At 64.6% G+C, this 16,234-nt stretch carries 13 protein-coding genes and 1 rRNA gene; 4 read left to right on the top strand and 10 right to left on the bottom strand.

Translation table 11 applies throughout. The features are described from left to right. Window positions 1-4: 4 nt before the first annotated feature. The gene (locus AB4Y81_RS18570) at window positions 5-1,027 is read left to right on the top strand and encodes an ABC transporter ATP-binding protein (RefSeq protein WP_441996456.1); all 1,023 of its coding nucleotides are present in this window, start codon (window positions 5-7) and stop codon (window positions 1,025-1,027) included. 36 nt (window positions 1,028-1,063) lie between these two features. Beyond that, window positions 1,064-2,293: an amidohydrolase family protein gene (locus tag AB4Y81_RS18565; RefSeq protein WP_441996454.1), complete on the top strand. Its 1,230-nt coding sequence runs from the start codon at window positions 1,064-1,066 to the stop codon at window positions 2,291-2,293. Between the two features lie 82 nt (window positions 2,294-2,375). Here the strand turns inward: AB4Y81_RS18565 and AB4Y81_RS18560 are convergent, their stop codons facing one another. The 7 genes from AB4Y81_RS18560 to AB4Y81_RS18530 form a co-directional block, all read right to left on the bottom strand. Beyond that, the gene (locus AB4Y81_RS18560) at window positions 2,376-2,861 is read right to left on the bottom strand and encodes a pyridoxamine 5'-phosphate oxidase family protein (RefSeq protein WP_441996452.1); all 486 of its coding nucleotides are present in this window, start codon (window positions 2,859-2,861) and stop codon (window positions 2,376-2,378) included. Next, window positions 2,858-4,081, bottom strand: coding sequence for an MFS transporter (locus tag AB4Y81_RS18555; RefSeq protein WP_441996450.1), 1,224 nt, complete (start codon window positions 4,079-4,081; stop codon window positions 2,858-2,860). Before AB4Y81_RS18555 ends, AB4Y81_RS18560 begins: the two co-directional genes overlap by 4 nt. A 448-nt stretch (window positions 4,082-4,529) precedes the next feature. Then, window positions 4,530-5,993, bottom strand: coding sequence for an FAD-binding oxidoreductase (locus tag AB4Y81_RS18550; protein WP_413307876.1), 1,464 nt, complete (start codon window positions 5,991-5,993; stop codon window positions 4,530-4,532). A 113-nt stretch (window positions 5,994-6,106) separates the two neighbouring features. Continuing rightward, the gene (locus AB4Y81_RS18545; protein WP_441996448.1) at window positions 6,107-8,041 is read right to left on the bottom strand and encodes a glycoside hydrolase family 13 protein; all 1,935 of its coding nucleotides are present in this window, start codon (window positions 8,039-8,041) and stop codon (window positions 6,107-6,109) included. A 2-nt stretch (window positions 8,042-8,043) separates the two neighbouring features. After that, complete coding sequence (locus AB4Y81_RS18540) at window positions 8,044-8,976, bottom strand: sugar ABC transporter permease (RefSeq protein WP_441996446.1); 933 nt, start codon at window positions 8,974-8,976, stop codon at window positions 8,044-8,046. Next, entirely contained in the window at window positions 8,976-10,613 is a 1,638-nt protein-coding gene (locus AB4Y81_RS18535; protein WP_189076865.1) for an ABC transporter permease subunit, read from the bottom strand. Before AB4Y81_RS18535 ends, AB4Y81_RS18540 begins: the two co-directional genes overlap by 1 nt. Before the next feature lie 96 nt (window positions 10,614-10,709). Beyond that, window positions 10,710-12,008: a sugar ABC transporter substrate-binding protein gene (locus AB4Y81_RS18530; RefSeq protein WP_189076866.1), complete on the bottom strand. Its 1,299-nt coding sequence runs from the start codon at window positions 12,006-12,008 to the stop codon at window positions 10,710-10,712. A 209-nt stretch (window positions 12,009-12,217) separates the two neighbouring features. Here AB4Y81_RS18530 and AB4Y81_RS18525 point away from each other — a divergent pair, with 209 nt between their 5' ends. Together AB4Y81_RS18525 and AB4Y81_RS18520 are read left to right on the top strand one after the other, a co-directional pair. After that, window positions 12,218-13,945: a glycoside hydrolase family 13 protein gene (locus AB4Y81_RS18525; RefSeq protein ID WP_229778713.1), complete on the top strand. Its 1,728-nt coding sequence runs from the start codon at window positions 12,218-12,220 to the stop codon at window positions 13,943-13,945. A gap of 20 nt (window positions 13,946-13,965) precedes the next feature. Further along, window positions 13,966-14,988, top strand: coding sequence for a LacI family DNA-binding transcriptional regulator (locus AB4Y81_RS18520; protein WP_189076867.1), 1,023 nt, complete (start codon window positions 13,966-13,968; stop codon window positions 14,986-14,988). 13 nt (window positions 14,989-15,001) lie between these two features. Here AB4Y81_RS18520 and AB4Y81_RS18515 read toward each other — a convergent pair whose 3' ends face one another. From AB4Y81_RS18515 to rrf, 3 genes are all read right to left on the bottom strand, one after another. Then, window positions 15,002-15,523 (bottom strand): GNAT family N-acetyltransferase, encoded by a 522-nt coding sequence (locus AB4Y81_RS18515; RefSeq protein ID WP_229778714.1) that lies wholly within the window; start codon window positions 15,521-15,523, stop codon window positions 15,002-15,004. Then, window positions 15,516-16,010 carry an SRPBCC domain-containing protein gene (locus AB4Y81_RS18510; RefSeq protein ID WP_441996443.1) on the bottom strand — a complete coding sequence of 165 codons (495 nt, stop codon included), beginning with the start codon at window positions 16,008-16,010 and terminating at the stop codon, window positions 15,516-15,518. Before AB4Y81_RS18510 ends, AB4Y81_RS18515 begins: the two co-directional genes overlap by 8 nt. Before the next feature lie 127 nt (window positions 16,011-16,137). Continuing rightward, window positions 16,138-16,234: ribosomal RNA gene (rrf, locus tag AB4Y81_RS18505) — 5S ribosomal RNA — on the bottom strand; the annotation flags it as partial.

The following is a 16,234-nucleotide window of genomic DNA, read 5'->3' as shown; positions in this document are numbered from 1 at the left end:
AGCCGTGGAACATGAACCAATTCTCCAGGTGGAGAACCTGCAAAAGCACTTCCCGCTGAAGGGCGGGTTGCTGCCGGGAGCCGCCAAGCGATCGGTCAAAGCGGTCGACGGCGTGTCCTTCAGTCTCGCCCGCGGCCAGACTTTGGGGCTCGTGGGTGAGTCCGGTTGCGGCAAGTCGACCACCGGCCGCATGGTGGCCCGGCTTATGGACCCGACGGCCGGGCGGATAGTGATCGACGGCGTGGACATCAGCCAGTTGCGGGGCCGGGAGCTGTACAACTTCCGCCGCAAGGTCCAGATGATCTTCCAGGATCCTTTCGCTTCCCTGAATCCGCGGCAGAGCGTGGGCACAGCCATTGCCGCTCCCATGGTGGCGCAGAAGATCAACCCTCCTGGCGGCCTGAAGAACCGGGTCAAGGAACTCCTGGACCAGGTTGGCCTGAAGCCGGAACACTACAACCGGTTCCCGCATGAATTCTCCGGCGGGCAACGCCAACGCGTAGGTATTGCCCGGGCCATTTCCCTGAACCCGTCGGTCATTGTGTGCGATGAGCCCGTCTCCGCGCTGGATGTCTCCGTGCAGGCCCAGGTGGTGAACCTCCTGCAGCAGATCCAGCAGGACACCGGCGTTTCCTACATTTTCATCGCCCACGATCTCTCCGTGGTCCGGCACATTTCCCACGAAGTTGCGGTGATGTACTTGGGCAAGATCGTGGAGCAGGGACCCCGCGACGAGCTCTTCCGGAACCCCCTGCATCCCTACACCAAGGCCCTGCTCTCGGCAGTGCCCCTGCCGGATCCAAGGGCTGCCCGGGAACAGGTGAAGATCCGGCTTCGAGGCGACCTGCCCTCTCCTGCCAATCCGCCCAGCGGCTGTGTCTTCCGGACCCGTTGCCCCTTGGTCGGGACCCTCCCGGAAGAACAACGCCAGCGCTGCATCAACGAGATTCCAACACCGGCGACGCCCGCCGCGCCGGCCTGCCACCACGCGGGTATGGCCGCAACGGCCCTGGCGGGCGTGAAATAGACGCAGGCAATTGATCCACAACCAAAGGAGCAACCATTGAATACCCTGATCCGTGCCGTCCGCCCGTGGGGGCACGCGCTCAGCGATGTCACCATCGTCGCGGGAGAAGCAGGCGGCAAGATCACCGGCGTCGAACCTCATGACCCGGACCGCGCCGTTCCAGCCGACGTGACCGTAGTGGAGGGACGCGGACGCTTGCTGCTGCCATCCTTCTCCGACGTCCACGTCCACCTCGATTCCACCCGGATCGGTTTGCCGTTCCGCGAGCACACCGGCGGTCCGGGTGTGTGGACCATGATGATGAACGACCGGAAGAACTGGCGCAACGCCGAGGTGCCACTGCAGGATCGCGTGAACGACACCCTGGGGAGGATGATCGCGAGGGGCACAACCCGGGTCCGCTCCTACGCACAGGTTGACGTGGACTGCAGGCTGGAACGCTTCGACGCCGTTGCTGCCGCCAAGGAGAAGTTCGCCGGCCAGGCTTCGGTGGACATTATTGCTTTCCCCCAAGCCGGCTTGTTACTGGAGGAAGGGACGGTGGAACTCATGGAGGAAGCGCTCAAGGCCGGTGCCAACGTGATGGGTGGCATTGATCCCTGCACCCTGGACCGGGACCCTGCGAGGCACCTCGACATCGTGTTCGGCCTCGCCGAGAAGTACCAGGTCCCCATCGATATCCACCTTCACGAACCCGGCGAACTCGGCGTCTTCAGCACGGACCTCGTGCTGGAACGGACGCGGGCCCTGGGGATGCAGGGCAAGGTGACCATGTCCCACGCCTACCAACTGGGCAGCGTCAATGAGGCCACCACCCGCAGGCTGATTGACGCCTTCGCAGAGCTTGATGTCTCCATGGCTTCGGTGGCTCCAGCTGCTGCCGGCCAGTTGCCCATCCCGCTGCTGACCGAGGCCGGCGTCCGGCTCGGCCTGGGCGAGGACGGCCAGCGTGACTACTGGTCCCCCTATGGCAACACCGACATGCTGGACCGGACGTGGCAGCTCGCATTTACCCATGGCTTCCGCAAGGACGAGTTGATCGAGCACTGCCTGGCCATCGCCACCATCGGCGGGGCGAGCATCCTGGACCCCGCCGCGACCCGGCTGAAGGACACGGCCCACCGTCCCGGCGTCGAGGTTGGCGATCCGGCGGAACTGCTCCTGGTGGACGGCGAAACTGTGGCGTCCACGGTGATGGACCGGGGCAGGGACCGCACGGTCATCCACGCCGGCAAGGTAGTGGCCGACCAGCTGGAACTCGTCTAGCCGGCACGAAACCCGCCCCTGACCGAGCTCCCGCCCCGCAAGGGGAAGAAGCCGGACAGGGGCGGGTTTCTCTTGGTTCGGCCTATTCGGCGCGGGCCGTGGGGGCGTTATCGAGCGGCGTCCACCAGGTCACGGCAGGAGTCACCGTGAAACGCCGTCCCGTTACTTTGTTGGGTGTGATGCGGATGAACTGCTCCTTTTGCCCTGCCTCCCAGGGAAAGAGCAGGAGCCCGATGGTGTCCAGCACCTCCTGGGTCAGTTTCACGGCCGACGCCTGGCCTTTGACCACCACGCTCCACGCCACGCCGGTTTCGGCGTTGACCCCATCGGCTTCGATGGCCACTGGCGCGTCGCCGAGGGCAGCGTGGAGCTTGGTACCCTCGCCGGTCCGGAACACCATGGTGCCGTGGTCAACCTTGTAGTTCACGGGGAAGATGTCCGGGTGGTCGTCCACCCACACGGCAAGCCTGCCCACTGAGACACCCCGGAGGAGCTCCCAACATTCGTTGGTTTCAAGGATTTCGGTGGCGGGTGTTGCTGGCTGATTCGTCCCTGATGAGTTCGTCATAACGCCGAGGATACGCCGCGGGGGTGCGCCCCGACAGGCCCGGCCGGCTCCGGGGCTGAGTCGGCTGATCCCACACTGACCAATGGTCCGCGGATTGCGAAGAATCCAGCACCGGCCAGCACCACAGCTTCCGCGGCAAGCACGCAGAACGTCACCTCCCACCCTCCGGTCACCGCATGCAGCAACCCTGCCAGCAGCGGGCCGAGGGAGGCCAGGGCGAATCCGAAGCCCTGGCTCATGGCCGATAGCCGCCCGGCAGATTGCGGCCCGGCTGACCGGATCACTACCAGGGCCATGGCCAATCCGAAGCCTGCGCTCTGGACAACCCCCAAAACCCCGACGGCGATGAACTGCAGTTCCGTAGGTGCGGTGAGGACTCCCAGGAGGGCAACGGCCACCGACAACCCCAGTCCCGGCGCCATGACCCGCAGGATACGCGGGCGGCTGGCAAGGACCGGGGCCAGCAAACTGGCCGGGAGTCCCGCCAGGCTGAACCAAGCGAGCAATGCCGCAGAGTCGGCTGGCGAAAGACCCCGGGATACCAGGTACACGGCCAGCCACGACGTGATGGCGAAGTACAGCATCGCCTGAAGGCCGAAGAACGCCGTGACAGCCCACGCCGTGCGCTGTCTCCGCAGCGGTGTGGCTGCACCGGAGGCTCCGGAAACCGTACCCGCAGCGGCGGGTGCCGCCGTCGGCCGTCCTCCGGACCGATGGATCAGGAACGCGCCGATCAAGGCGGGCACCGCCCACACCGCGAGGGCTGAGGGCAGGTTTCCGCCGAAGGCCTGCTCCAGGGGCTGAACGAGTCCCGCGCCCAGCGCAGCGCCGAGACCGAATCCCATAGTGCACAGGCCAGTCCACCAGCCGGTGCCGCGATTGGCTTTGACGATCTGCGGTACCAGCACACTTGCGGTCATGATCGCCGAGCCCGCCAGGAATGTACCGGGCAACAGCAGTGCAGGCACCGTCGCACGAACGATCAAGGCCCCAGCCAGTACCAACAGGGCCACCGCAACGGCACGCCCGGTTCCGACCCGCCGGGCCAGCCAAGGCCCGATCGGACCCGAAATACCAAAGGCCAGCACCGGCAGGGTCCCCAGCAGCGGAAGCAGCGCAGGATCCAGCCCAAACACCCCGGGAACCTGGTTCATCACCCCGGCGACGGTGGTAATGGCCGGCCGGAGATTGATGGAAACCACAACGAGAGCAAGCAACACGAGCCCCGTAGCAAGTCGGCCCCCACTCCCCGAAGGTAGGACACCAGCTCTGCGCCGTTCTTCCACGTCAATCTCCTCATAGCCACTTTGGTATACCAAGCAAGACTATGAGGAGATTGACGGAAAGTAAATGCAGGGAATCGGTGGGGTGTAATAAGCGGTCGGTAAAATTTGGGATACCAGTGGGTGCCCAAGGTGCACCGACCAACAGGGCCGGAACGCGGCAGCGCGCGTCCAAGGTGGGCAGCCTACGTCACCGCCCCAAAGGGCCGGAACGCGGCAGCGCGCGTCCAAGGTGGGAAGGCTACGTCACCGGCCCAAAGGGCCGGAACGCGGCCGCGCGCGTCTAAGGGAGGCACGACCGAGCGCGCAGAGCGTTCCGGCCCTTTGGGCCGCCCACGCGCCCACGCGCCCACGCGCCCACGCGCCCACGCACCCACGGACTGCCCTAGATAGCCTTCCCCGGATTCAGGATCCCCTGCGGATCGAACAACTCCTTGATCCGCCGCTGCAACTCACGCACCGGCTCAGGCTGCTCAAGCCCCAGCCAGCGGAGCTTGTACTGCCCGATCCCGTGCTCGCCCGTGATGGTCCCGCCCATTTCCAGGCCTACCCGGATGGATTCGTCGAGGGCGGCGTTGAGGCGGACCAGTGCGTCGGCATCCGTGGCGGGGTCTACCCTGTCCATCCAGAACGTGGGGTGGAGGTTGCCGTCGCCGGCGTGGGCCACTACTTTGAGGCGGACCTGGAAGCGTGCGGCCATGGCTTCCAGTTCGGCGACAAAGTCCACCAGGCGTGAACGCGGCACCGCGATGTCTTCCCCTACCCTGAACTCGTCGTCGACTTCCACGCCGCGGCTGTTGCGGCGCAGTTCCACCAGCATTTCCGCTTCGGCGCTGGCTTCGGTGGTGACTGTGGCGCCGCCCGCGGCGAGGACCTCCCGGACGACGTCGGCCTCCGCAGCGGCGCCGAAGCCGTCGGTCTGGATGAGGAGCAGGGACTTGCCGCGCTTTTGCAGGTCGCCTCCGTGCAATTCGTCCAATTGCTCAAGGGTGCCGTTGTCCAGGAGTTCCATGATGGCGGGTTGTACCCTCGCCCGGCCAACGGCCAGCACTCCGGCGGCAGCGTTGCGGAAGTCCTGGTAGAACGCAGCGATGGTGTGGACTTCGCGCGGGAGGTACTTCAGCCGGACAGTTATCCCGACCACGATGCCCAGGGTTCCCTCGGAGCCCACCAGCAGCGCGGTCAGGTCGTAGCCTGCCACGCCCTTGAAGGTCTGGTGGCCGGTGTGCATGAGCGAACCGTCCGCCATGACAACATCCAACGCCAGCACGGAATCGCGTGTCACGCCGTACTTGGCGCAGCGCAGGCCTCCTGCGTTCGTGGCCACGTTGCCGCCGATGGTGGACATTTTGTAGCTCGCCGGGTCGGGCGCGTACATGAGGCCGTGCGGGGCGGCGGCGGCGTTCAGCTCGGCGTTGATGACGCCCGGTTCGACGACGGCGGTCTCGTCATCGGGGTTGAGGTCCAGGATGCGGTTCATCCGTTCCAGGCTCAGGACGATGCAGCCTTCGGTGGCGTGCGCTCCTCCCGATACGCCGGTTCCCGCGCCACGGGCGACGATCGGCACGTGATGGGCGGCGCAGCTGCGAACCACGTGCTGGACATCCTCTACGGATTCTGCCCACACAACGGCCAATGGAAGGTGTCGCTCCACTGTGGGCCCTTGGTCGATTGAGTAGACCGTGAGGGTTTCTTCGTCCCGGGCGAGTTGGCGGTCTTCAAGGCCGTTGGCCAGTTCCGCCAGGAATTCCCTTTGCGCGGCCGTGTGCCGTGCAGTTTCTGTTCCGCCGACTGTGCGGCTCCTGACGCTTTCTCCTGATGTTCCGGCTATAGCCGTTTCGTCCGACAAGACATTCCCTCCACATGTGCACCGCGGACACGCCAAACCGGCAGTCTTCGCAGTGTTTTCTGTGGTGCCAGTCTAGCCAGACCGGCGTCGGCCGGCACGGAACCCAGCAGCCCCTATCGGCCCGGCACTGCGGTTCCCGGGAGCTCCCAGACGCCGGCCGACGGCCCTTCCGCCCTCAGCCGCACGCCGTCGACGCCGGTTGGTCCGGCCGGTGCCGACGTCACCGTCCCGGACTGGTGCGGTGGCGCGGCCAGCAGTGCCCGCAATTGCGGTTCGGACAGGACAGAGGAATCCATGACGACAGTGGCGTCGCACCTCGCGGCGAAGACCAGCGCTGAGGTCCCGGAGCATTCACGGATGAAGACCAGGGCATCCCCTTGGGCGTGGAGCCATCGGATCCCGCCGTCGCCCAGTGCCGGCAGCTCTTTGCGGAGCCGTCCCAGGGTGGCGTAAGCCGAACGCAAGTCCTTGCCCACCCGCTCCGGGGCGTCCCAGGGCATGGGGGTCCGGGAGTCTTCGCCGTTGAACCCTTCCAGGCCGAACTCATCGCCGGCGAACATGACGGGAACGCCCGGCAGGCAGAAGGCGAGTACTGCGCCCACTTCCGGGCCGCCGTCGATCATGACCGTTGCCGCCCGGGCGGTGTCGTGCGTGTTCAGGGCGTTCATGTTGTTTTGTCGCACACCCCAGCTAAATCCCGCGGCCAGATCCTGGTGGGTGGCCAGGAAATCTTCCGCGCCGATCCTGTTTGGCCCTGTTTGGGGCGAGCCGAAGAAGTTCACATCCGGAGCGTCCTTGGCGAGCCAGGACCACAAGGGGCGGGTGAAGTTGGAGTACGTCATGGCACCCTGCCAGTGTTCACCGGTGACATCGGGGGCTGCGTCGGACGTGGACTCGGCCAGCAGGGCGGCATTCGGGTTGATCTCGCGAACCCGGTCCGCGATGAGCCGGGCTACTTCGTGATTGAGGTCCACGGATCCGAGGCGCCCGGTCATGTTGCCGACGTCGATCCGCCAACCGTCCAGACTGAATGGTGGCTTGAGCCAGCGCGCCACCACCGAGTCTTCGTCGGTGATGAAGCGTCGGCGCAGAGCATCCGAGGCCCAGTTGAACTTGGGCAGCGACGGCACTCCCCACCAGGACTCGTAGCTGGAATGGTCGGCGCTGAAGTAGTAGTAGCCTGCTTCCTCCGAGCCCGGATCTGCGAGCGCCTTGACGAACCACTCATGCGCAGCGCCCGAGTGGTTCGCGGTGAGGTCCCCCAGGACCTTGATCCCGCGTGCGTGCGCCGCTTCCACCAGCTGCACCAGGGCCTTGTCCCCGCCCAGGAGCGGGTCCACCGAGTCGAACGTGGATGCGTCGTAACGGTGGTTGGAGCGGGCCGGAAAGAACGGAGTCAGGTACAGGACATCGACGCCCAGCTCCCGGAAGTGATCGAGCTTGCCCGTGATTCCCGGCAGGTCTCCCCCGTAGAACTGAGTAGCTGCCTGCCCGCCCGTCCCGACAACCGGCTCATCCCAGGAACATCCGATGGCCCAATCGGGAACAGGGTGGCCATCTGCCTGCTCCGAGCGGGCGAACCTGTCCGGGAACACCTGGTACATGGTTCCTCGGCGGAGCCACTCCGGCGCCGGGGCAAACGTTGTCGCCCTGAAATCGGCGGCGTCGGACACATCGCGCCGGAAAAGCCCTTGGGCGTTGAGGTTCCAGTAGCTCCGCCCCACCGTGCCAGATACCGCCGTGCCGGCGGGAGCGCCGTCGTCGTGCGCTTCTGTGACTTCCAGCAGGAAGCGGTACTTGGCCACGGGGTTGGCTACCAGCATCGCCGCTTCCCACCATTCCCAGCCGTCGGCCGTGCCCAGCCGGATGGCGGCGTCGTAGCGCGGCTCGCCGTTCTGGACGGATCGGACCCAGACCTTCGACGCCGGACCCCACCCCTGGGGGACGCGTACCCGGAGGCGGACGGTATCGCCAAGGGATACGGACTGAGGGGAGGACGTGGAGACGAAGATGCGAGAGCCGTCGTGGTGCGGAAGCGCGATGGGCATGGTCAGCCTTTCACTGAGCCGGCGGTGAGTCCGCTGACAATGTATTTCTGCAGGAACAGGAACAGCGCCATGACATGGATGGCCGCGATGACTGCGCCGGCTGCGAAGACTCCCCAGTTCTCCGAACGCTGCTGGGCCACGTAGGAGTAAAGCCCGACGGCGAGTGTCTGGCTGTCGGGGTCTGTCAGGACCACGCTGGCGATGACGAATTCGCTGGAGATTCCAATGAATGCCAGCAGTCCCACGACAGCAAGGATCGGTGTCACCAGACGGAGGATGATGCCGAAGAAGATCTGCACGTGGCTGGCGCCATCGATCTTGGCGGCTTCGTCCAAGGATTGCGGGACAGTATTGAAGAACCCGTACATGAGATACGTGTTCACGCCCAACGCACCTCCGAGGTACACCATGATGAGGCCCAGTTGGCTGCCGAGCCCCAGGGCCGGGATCACCTGTGAGATGCCGCTCAGGAGCAGGAAGATCGCGACGACGGCCAACAGTTGCGGGAACATCTGCAGCAGGAGCAGCGTCAGCAGGCCCACCCGGCGGCCCTTGAAGCGCATCCGGGAGAAAGCGTACGCGGCCATGGCACCGAGGAACACCGTGGCGGCTGAGGTCACCACCCCCACCACCAGCGTGTTCACGAACCACCGGGCGAATGGGCGGCTTGGATCGCTGAAGAGAGCCACGAAGTTGCCGGTGTCGAATCTCGAGAACAGCCCGTTGGAACCTACCAGGGTGCCGTTGGAGTCCAGTGCCGCGGACAATACGTACAGGAGGGGGAACACGGCGAAGATCGTCGTGACGACTCCCACCACATGCCGCCACCCCTTGTCTTTGAACCAAACCCCGAACGGACGGCGCTTGGGCACCAGCGGCGAGGGGCCGCTGTCGGACGCTGTTTCCTTGCTGGCGGCGAGAGTGCGTACGCTCATCAGTTCACGTCCTCGAGTGCTTTGGTCTGCTTGAAGCTGATGGCCGAGATCGTGGCCACGATGATGAAGATGATGATGGCCAGTGCGCTGGCCAACCCGTAATCACGGCCTGTTCCCTGGCCGAAAGCCACCTTGTAGACCAGGGTGATCAGGATGTCGGTGGCTCCGATGTCGCGATCGGTGTCCGCGAAGCGTGGACCACCGCCAGTCAGCATGTAAATCACGTTGAAGTTGTTGAAGTTGAATGCGAAGGACGAAATGAGCAGGGGTGCCACGGACACCAGGAGCAGCGGCAGCTTGATGGAGCGGAACACCCGCCAGGCGGAGGCGCCGTCCATGCGTGCGGCCTCGTCAATTTCGGAGGGCAGCGACTGCAGCGCGCCGGTGCAGACGAGGAACATGTACGGGAAGCCGAGCCACACGTTGACCACCAGCACGCTGACCTTGGCCAGGACGGGGTCGGTCAGCCACCCGATGTTCGCACCGCCCAGCAGGGTCTGGTTGAGCCAGCCGAACTCGGGATTCAGGATGCCGGACCATACCAATCCGGAGAGGAAGGCCGGGAACGCGTAGGGCAGGATCATCAGTATCCGGTACACCTTCTTGCCACGGAGGTCCTCACGGTTGAACGTGATGGCCAGGAAGAGGCCCATGATGAAGGTCAGTGCCACCGATGCAATGGAGAAGGTGAAGGTCCAGATAATCACGCCGAGGAGCGGTCCGCGGAGGCTGGGATCGGTGAAGGCGCGGGCAAAGTTGTCCAGGCCGACGTCGATCTTCCAGCCGGTAGCCAGCGTTTCACCCTTGGAATCCGCGAACGCACCTTTGCCGTTGTCGGTGTACTGGGTACCGGTTTCAGTGTCCGTGAAGGTGTCCGTGCCGGCGTCATAGTGCAGGGCGGGCTTGAACTGGTAGGCCGTGCTGCCGTCCGCAGTGCGCAGCGTTCCGTCAGCGGGATCGCTGGAGACCGGGACCGCGATCTTCAGGATCTCCTGTTGATTGGCCACGATCTCCTGGAACTTGAGGGTCTCGTAGCCGGGCAGGGAGTTTGCTTTGCCGGTGGAATCCTTGCCCGCAGCCGTCGCGTCTGCGAGTGCTTGCCCGGTGCTGCCAATCTGCGCTTTCCCGGAGGGGTCCGTGAACAGCAGGTAGAAATCACTGCCCTTGGTGAGCACGGATGCCTTGTACGCGGGCGAATCCGGGACACGCTTCTGGGCAGTTAACTGGATGGCGGAGATGGCATCATCCTTGGTGCTGTTGTGGCCATCTCCGTAGTTGGTGAACGCGATGTAGCCGCTGAAAACCACCACCAGGACCTGGAAAACGAGCAGGAACAGCACACCGGGAGCGAGGTACTTGGCCGGCAGCCCACCCTTGCGGAGGTAGATCCAGTTGATGGCAAGGACCACCAGGGCGGACACTCCCAGCGCAGCCCACGACTGGCTCAGGAAGAGCATCATCAGCACGTAGACGGCGAAGGCATCCACCAGGCCCAACAGGACAATCTTCAGGGTGGTGCCCTTGAGGGAATCGGGATGGTGTTTGCCCTGCATGCGGCGGGTATTGCCGCGACGCGGCCGGGGCGGTGCGGTGCTGGCGGCGGTTGCCGGGAGTTCTTGGAGGTCTGGGGTTGGCATTGTGGGTCCTTGCGTCAAGCGGATGGCGGCAGGCACGGGCCGGACGGTGGTGTGCCGCCCGGCCCTGGGCAGACCGGTGGAATCACCGGTGCGGGATCAGCCGCCGATCTTGGACTTGATGCTGGCGGCCATCTTGGCCCATGCCTCAGCCGGGTCGCCCTGGCCCTTGATAATGGCAAGCTCCGTAGCTCCCCAATCAGCCCACACTGCACTCATCTCGGGGATGGCAGGCATGGGAACGCCGGTGGCACCGATCTTGCCGAACGCTTCCACCACGGGATCGCTGGCAGCCTTCTCGAAGGAGGACTTGAGGGCCGGCGGACGGCCGCCGGCTGCATACATGGAATCCTGGGCAGATTCCGAGGTGAGGTAGTTGGTGACGAATTCGTTGGTGGCCAAGGCGTTGGCGCTCTTGGCACTGATGAAGAAGCCGTTGACGCCGATGAAAGGCTGGGCAGGTTCGCCACCGGCGGTGGGCAACTCGTCCACCGCGAACTTGATGCCCTTTTTCTGGACATCCGGAACGTTCCACGGTCCGGTCAGGAAGTACGGGGATTCGCCGGCGAGGAACTTCTCCTTGGCGATGTCGCCGGTGATGTTGGAGTTGATGATTTTCTCGCCGGTATCGCCCCAAACGGCCAGCTTCTTGGCAAATTCGACGCCGGCAGCGTCACCAATGAGGAGCTGCTTGGCGTCATAGCCACCATCGGCATTCTTGCCGAAGACCTGCGAACCCATGGAGGCCTGCAATGGGTACAGATGGTACGGGTCGCCCTGTTTGGGGTCCATGCCGACCAGGAACGGGAACGTGGCTTTACCGTCAGCAACGGCTTTCTTTCCATTGGCCACAACTTCGTCCAAGGTGGCGGCTTTGCTGTCCACGATGCCGGCGTTACGAAGGAGCGCGATGTTCTCGATGGCGTACGGGACACCGTAAACAGCCCCGTTGTAGGTCATGGCCTTGATGGAGGAGTCCTGGAACTGCCCGGCCTTGTCGCCGAGTTCCACGGGTGCGATGACGCCGTTCTGGACGAATTTGCCGATCCAGTCATGGGGTCCAACAATGAGGTCCGGCCCCTGTCCGGTGGGCACCTGGGTAATGAAGTCGTCCCGGACCGCTGCGAAGTCCTTGACCACGAGCTTCACTTCGATGCCGGTGTCCGACTTGAATTTCTCGGTGATGTCCTTCAACGCCGGCGAGCGTTCGGCGTCTACCCACATGGTGATGACACCGGCTCCTGACGCTTTGAGGTCGGGCTTTGCGGCTTCGGAGGTGGGCGATGTGGAAGCGCTTCCGCCGCAAGCGCTCAGGGCCAGGGCTGCCACGGCAGAGATGGCTCCCGTGGTGAAAACGCGGCGGGTGGTTCGAGTCTCGAGGGTGTTGTGCACCTTCATTGGTGTCCCTTTCGTTCTTTTTCCTTCGACGGCAGGGGCTCTGGGCCCGGTCGCATCGCCGGTGACATGGCTCACAACTGCAAGCGCTTCCACACACTACAGGGCAATTGCTTCTTTTGAAAAGCGCGCTTGCATGTCAGCCTGTAAAGAAAGCATCCTTAGGACTGGAAACGTTTACAATTTTGCGCTTTCTCTTCTACGATGACTCCATGTCCGTTGATTCCTTGCTCCAGGTTGCGGCCCACGAGCCCCCTGCAGCCTTCACACAGCTCACCCCGGTCCACGACGCCTCCACGGCTCACGGATGGTGGCGCTCCGCTGTGATTTACCAGATCTATCCACGCTCCTTCCGGGACCTGAACGGGGACGGTGTGGGAGACCTGGCGGGCATTACTGCCGAACTCAGCCAGTTGGCACGCTTAGGGGTCGACGCCGTCTGGCTGTCGCCCTTCTACCGCTCACCGCAGCGGGACGCCGGTTACGACGTCAGCGACTACTGCGACGTAGATCCACTGTTCGGGACCCTGGCGGACTTCGATGCCCTTATCTCGGAGGCCAACAGGCTCAACCTCCGGGTCATCGCCGACATCGTTCCCAACCACTGCTCGGACCAGCACGTCGCCTTCCAGGCAGCGCTGGCCGCCGGTCCCAACAGCCCCGAGCGGGATGTTTTCATCTTCCGGGACGGTCTGGGACAAGACGGCAACGAGCCACCCAACAACTGGCAGTCGCACTTCGGCGGACCCGCCTGGACGCGGGTCATCGAAGCCAACGGGCGGCCAGGACAGTGGTACCTCCACCTCTTCGATTCCTCGCAGCCCGACTTCAACTGGGACAACCCCGCAGTGCACGCCGAGTTCGAACGCGTGCTCCGCTTCTGGCTGGACCGTGGAATCTCCGGCTTCAGGGTCGACGTCGCCCATGCACTGGTCAAGGCTCCCGGCCTGCCCAACTGGGGTGGCCGGGCTGACGGCAACAGCACGGAAGGCTTCCCCGGCCAGGACGCCCCCATGTTCGGCCAGCCTGCCCTCCACGGGATCTACCGCCGCTGGCGGACCATCCTGGAAGAGTACGGTTCGGACCGCATCCTGTGCGCCGAAGCCAACGTGGATCCGCTCCCGCGCCTGGCCCAATGGGTACGTCCGGACGAAATGCACCAGGCGTTCAACTTCCCTTACCTGCACGCAGGTTTGGACCTCAACCGCCTGCGCCACATCATCACCGACTCCTTGGTCTCGCTGGACGCCGTAGGCGCCCCCAGCACCTGGGTCCTTTCGAACCACGACGTCGTCCGCCACGTCTCACGCTTCGGCTACGACGGCCCTGGTCCCCGTGACGGCGATGGCATCGGCCCTGACGACGTTCAGCCCAACGAACAGCTGGGACGACGCCGGGCTGCCGCGGCCACAATGTTCATGCTCGGCCTCCCGGGCGGTGCCTATCTCTACCAGGGCGAAGAGCTGGGCCTTCCCGATTCCTCCAGCATTCCCGGGAGTCTGCGTCAGGACCCCACCTTCGCGCGAACCGGCGGAGCCAGGATCGGACGCGACGGTTGCCGCGTACCCCTGCCGTGGCGTTCCGCGGAGCCCCATGCAGGATTCGGTCACGGTCGGGACCCCTGGCTTCCCCAGCCCGAGTCCTGGCCCGCACTGGCGAGGGACGAGCAGGAGTCTGATCCGGCGTCGCACCTTAACCTGTACCGGGCGTTGCTGGCGGAACGGGCACGGCTGCGGCTGGGCGCCGGGTCCCTCGCCTGGGTGGAGGACTACTGCACGCAGTCCACACTCGCGTACCTCAACGGGGAAACGCTGGTGGTCATGAACGTCGGCGAAGAGCCCCTTCCGCTTCCGGCGGGCGAGGTCATCCTGCGCAGTTCCGCGGCGGACGCCACCCATCCATTAGGCTCGGGGGAGACAATCTGGCTGTCAGCCAGCTAACTTTCCCACCAAGGAGCAGCATGACCGGCATCAAGGACGTAGCCGAGCGCGCAGGGCTGTCCGTTGCCACTGTTTCACGGGCCTTGAGCGGGAAGGGCCACGTGTCCCCCGCCAGCCGGGAACGCGCGAGGGCAGCAGCCGCGGAGCTCGGTTTCGTGTTGTCGTACCATGCCTCAAGCCTCGCTTCCGGCCGTACGCACAACGTTGGCCTGGTGGTGCCCTCGGTCCACCGCTGGTTCTTTTCAGCGGTGATCGAGGGCGCTTCGGCCGCCCTCCTCGAAGCCGGCTACGACCTCACCCTGTACAACATCGGTGAAAACCCGGCTCATCGGCACAGCGTCTTCAGTGACTTCCTGCTCCGCAAACGGGTGGACGCAGTGATCGCTGTTTCCCTGGAACTCAGCGAAGCCGAAATCCAGCAACTCCATGCCATGCACCGGCCCATTGTCGGCATTGGCGGCCCCCTTCCCGGGGCTTCGACCATCCGGATCAACGATGCCGGCATCGCGATGCAGGCCACCAATCATCTGCTGGGGCTTGGCCATACCAAGATTGCCCACATCACGGGAAGCGAAACCTACGACCAGGACTTCCAGCTGCCCGGAACCCGCCGCGGCGGTTTCGAAAAAGCAATGAACGACGCCGGCTGCCCGGTGAGGCCCGAATGGATCGTTACGGCGGACTTCACCATCGAAGGCTCCTACGCCGCTGCCCGGCAACTGCTGGCCAGTGCGCCCGAACGGCCCACCGCCGTGTTCGCAGCATCGGATGAGATGGCGATCGGCACCATCCTGGCCGCCCGCGATTTTGGGCTGCGGATTCCCGAGGACCTTTCCGTGACGGGCATCGACGGCCACGACCTGGGGAACGTCATGGGCCTGACCACGATCGACCAGGATGCCAAGGGGCAGGGGGCACTGGCGGTTCACACTCTGTTGGGTGCCATCAATAACGGCCTGGTACTGGAGCCCGAGGACGCCGAACACCCCACCAAACTGGTGGTGCGTACAAGCACGGCAGTGCCCAAGGTGGGCTCAGCCTAAGCCGGGGCGCAACCTAGGACAGCCGCCGCTCCATCACGAGCTCACGCTTGGTGGTGTCCTGCGGATAGGGCTTGCTGGCTCCGGTGGTTTCGAATCCGTGGCGTCTGTAGAAGGCCTGGGCGCGGGAGTTGTCCTCATGCACGCCCAGCTCCAGATAGCCGGCCCCGAGCTCGTTTGCCGCAGCTGCGCAGGCCTCCTGGAGAAGCTCGTCAGCCAGGCCCAGCCCACGATGCTCAGCTGCGACGTACACGCTGATGAGCATCGCCTGCAGTGGGCGCTCGGGATCTTGTGGATGCTTGGCCACTACCCGCATCAGGCCACAGAGTCTGGAGCCGTCCTCGCCGCCGTCAGCCACCAGGGTAACGCTGGATTCCCCGGACATGGCAGCGGCTCGTTCCCGCCACTGGCTGTCCGTCTGACGCCGCGCAGCTGCAAGGCTCTCCACGTACGCCATGGGGGTGTCGGCAAGCATCTCCAGCCGGACATTCTTGAGCAGCAGCCAATCGCCTGCGTGGAGCCTGCGGACCCTAGGCAACTGCTCCGCCCATGAACCGGGCGTAGCGCTGGAGGACCCGAGGCCAGCCCTCGGCATAGGAGGCCCTGGAGGCCGCAGGATCTTCCGCGCCCTCCCAGCCATCGTGGATCAGGCGCACCTCCGTACCATTTTCGACGGCGCTGAACACCACCCGGATCTCGGTGGACCACAAGGGAGTTCCGGCGGGATACCAGCTGGCGTGGAAGGACAGCGGGGGCTGCCAGTCATCGATTGTTCCCCACACGGACGTCCGGCCGTCTTCAGCCGTCTCCAGGATGAGGTTCTCCTCGAACTCAACGTGGGAGCCCGCACCGTAGACGCTTTCCTCTTCCAAGGGCCACCAGAGATGCGGGTGGTCCGTGAATCCTTGGAAGGCGTGGGAGACGTCGCTGGGGACCACAACACAAACGATGAGCGGCTCGAGGTCGTTACTGCCCTGTTGGGCCGACTCGGGCTCCGACTCGGGGTGGCTGAAGAGGTTTTCCATGACCACCAACTCTACCGGTGGACCGAGCCCAGACGCATTGTGGTCCTGAGGGCCAGTACGTGGGGAAGTTGAAGTGTTTGTTAAATGGAAGAGCCCCAACCGTGGTTGGGGCTCTTCGTTAATGGTTGTCCGGCGGTGTCCTACTCTCCCACACCCTCCCGGGTGCAGTACCATCGGCGCTGTGGGTCTTAGCTTCCGGGTTCGGAATGGGACCGGGCGTTTCC

This window comes from Paenarthrobacter sp. TAF1, from assembly GCF_052113825.1.
Classification (GTDB): domain Bacteria; phylum Actinomycetota; class Actinomycetes; order Actinomycetales; family Micrococcaceae; genus Arthrobacter; species Arthrobacter nicotinovorans.
The sequence above is the reverse complement of the archived record's forward strand: the minus strand, read 5'-3'. Positions and strand labels throughout refer to the sequence as shown.

Bases quoted from the DNA above. Each gene is read 5' to 3' on its own strand.
- AB4Y81_RS18545 (WP_441996448.1), bottom strand. From the start codon at position 8,041: ATGCCCATCGCGCTTCCGCACCACGACGGCTCTCGCATCTTCGTCTCC.
- AB4Y81_RS18530 (WP_189076866.1), bottom strand. From the start codon at position 12,008: ATGAAGGTGCACAACACCCTCGAGACTCGAACCACCCGCCGCGTTTTC.
- AB4Y81_RS18560 (WP_441996452.1), bottom strand. From the start codon at position 2,861: ATGACGAACTCATCAGGGACGAATCAGCCAGCAACACCCGCCACCGAA.
- AB4Y81_RS18510 (WP_441996443.1), bottom strand. From the start codon at position 16,010: ATGGAAAACCTCTTCAGCCACCCCGAGTCGGAGCCCGAGTCGGCCCAA.
- AB4Y81_RS18535 (WP_189076865.1), bottom strand. From the start codon at position 10,613: ATGCCAACCCCAGACCTCCAAGAACTCCCGGCAACCGCCGCCAGCACC.
- AB4Y81_RS18520 (WP_189076867.1), top strand. From the start codon at position 13,966: ATGACCGGCATCAAGGACGTAGCCGAGCGCGCAGGGCTGTCCGTTGCC.
- AB4Y81_RS18525 (WP_229778713.1), top strand. From the start codon at position 12,218: ATGTCCGTTGATTCCTTGCTCCAGGTTGCGGCCCACGAGCCCCCTGCA.
- AB4Y81_RS18540 (WP_441996446.1), bottom strand. From the start codon at position 8,976: ATGAGCGTACGCACTCTCGCCGCCAGCAAGGAAACAGCGTCCGACAGC.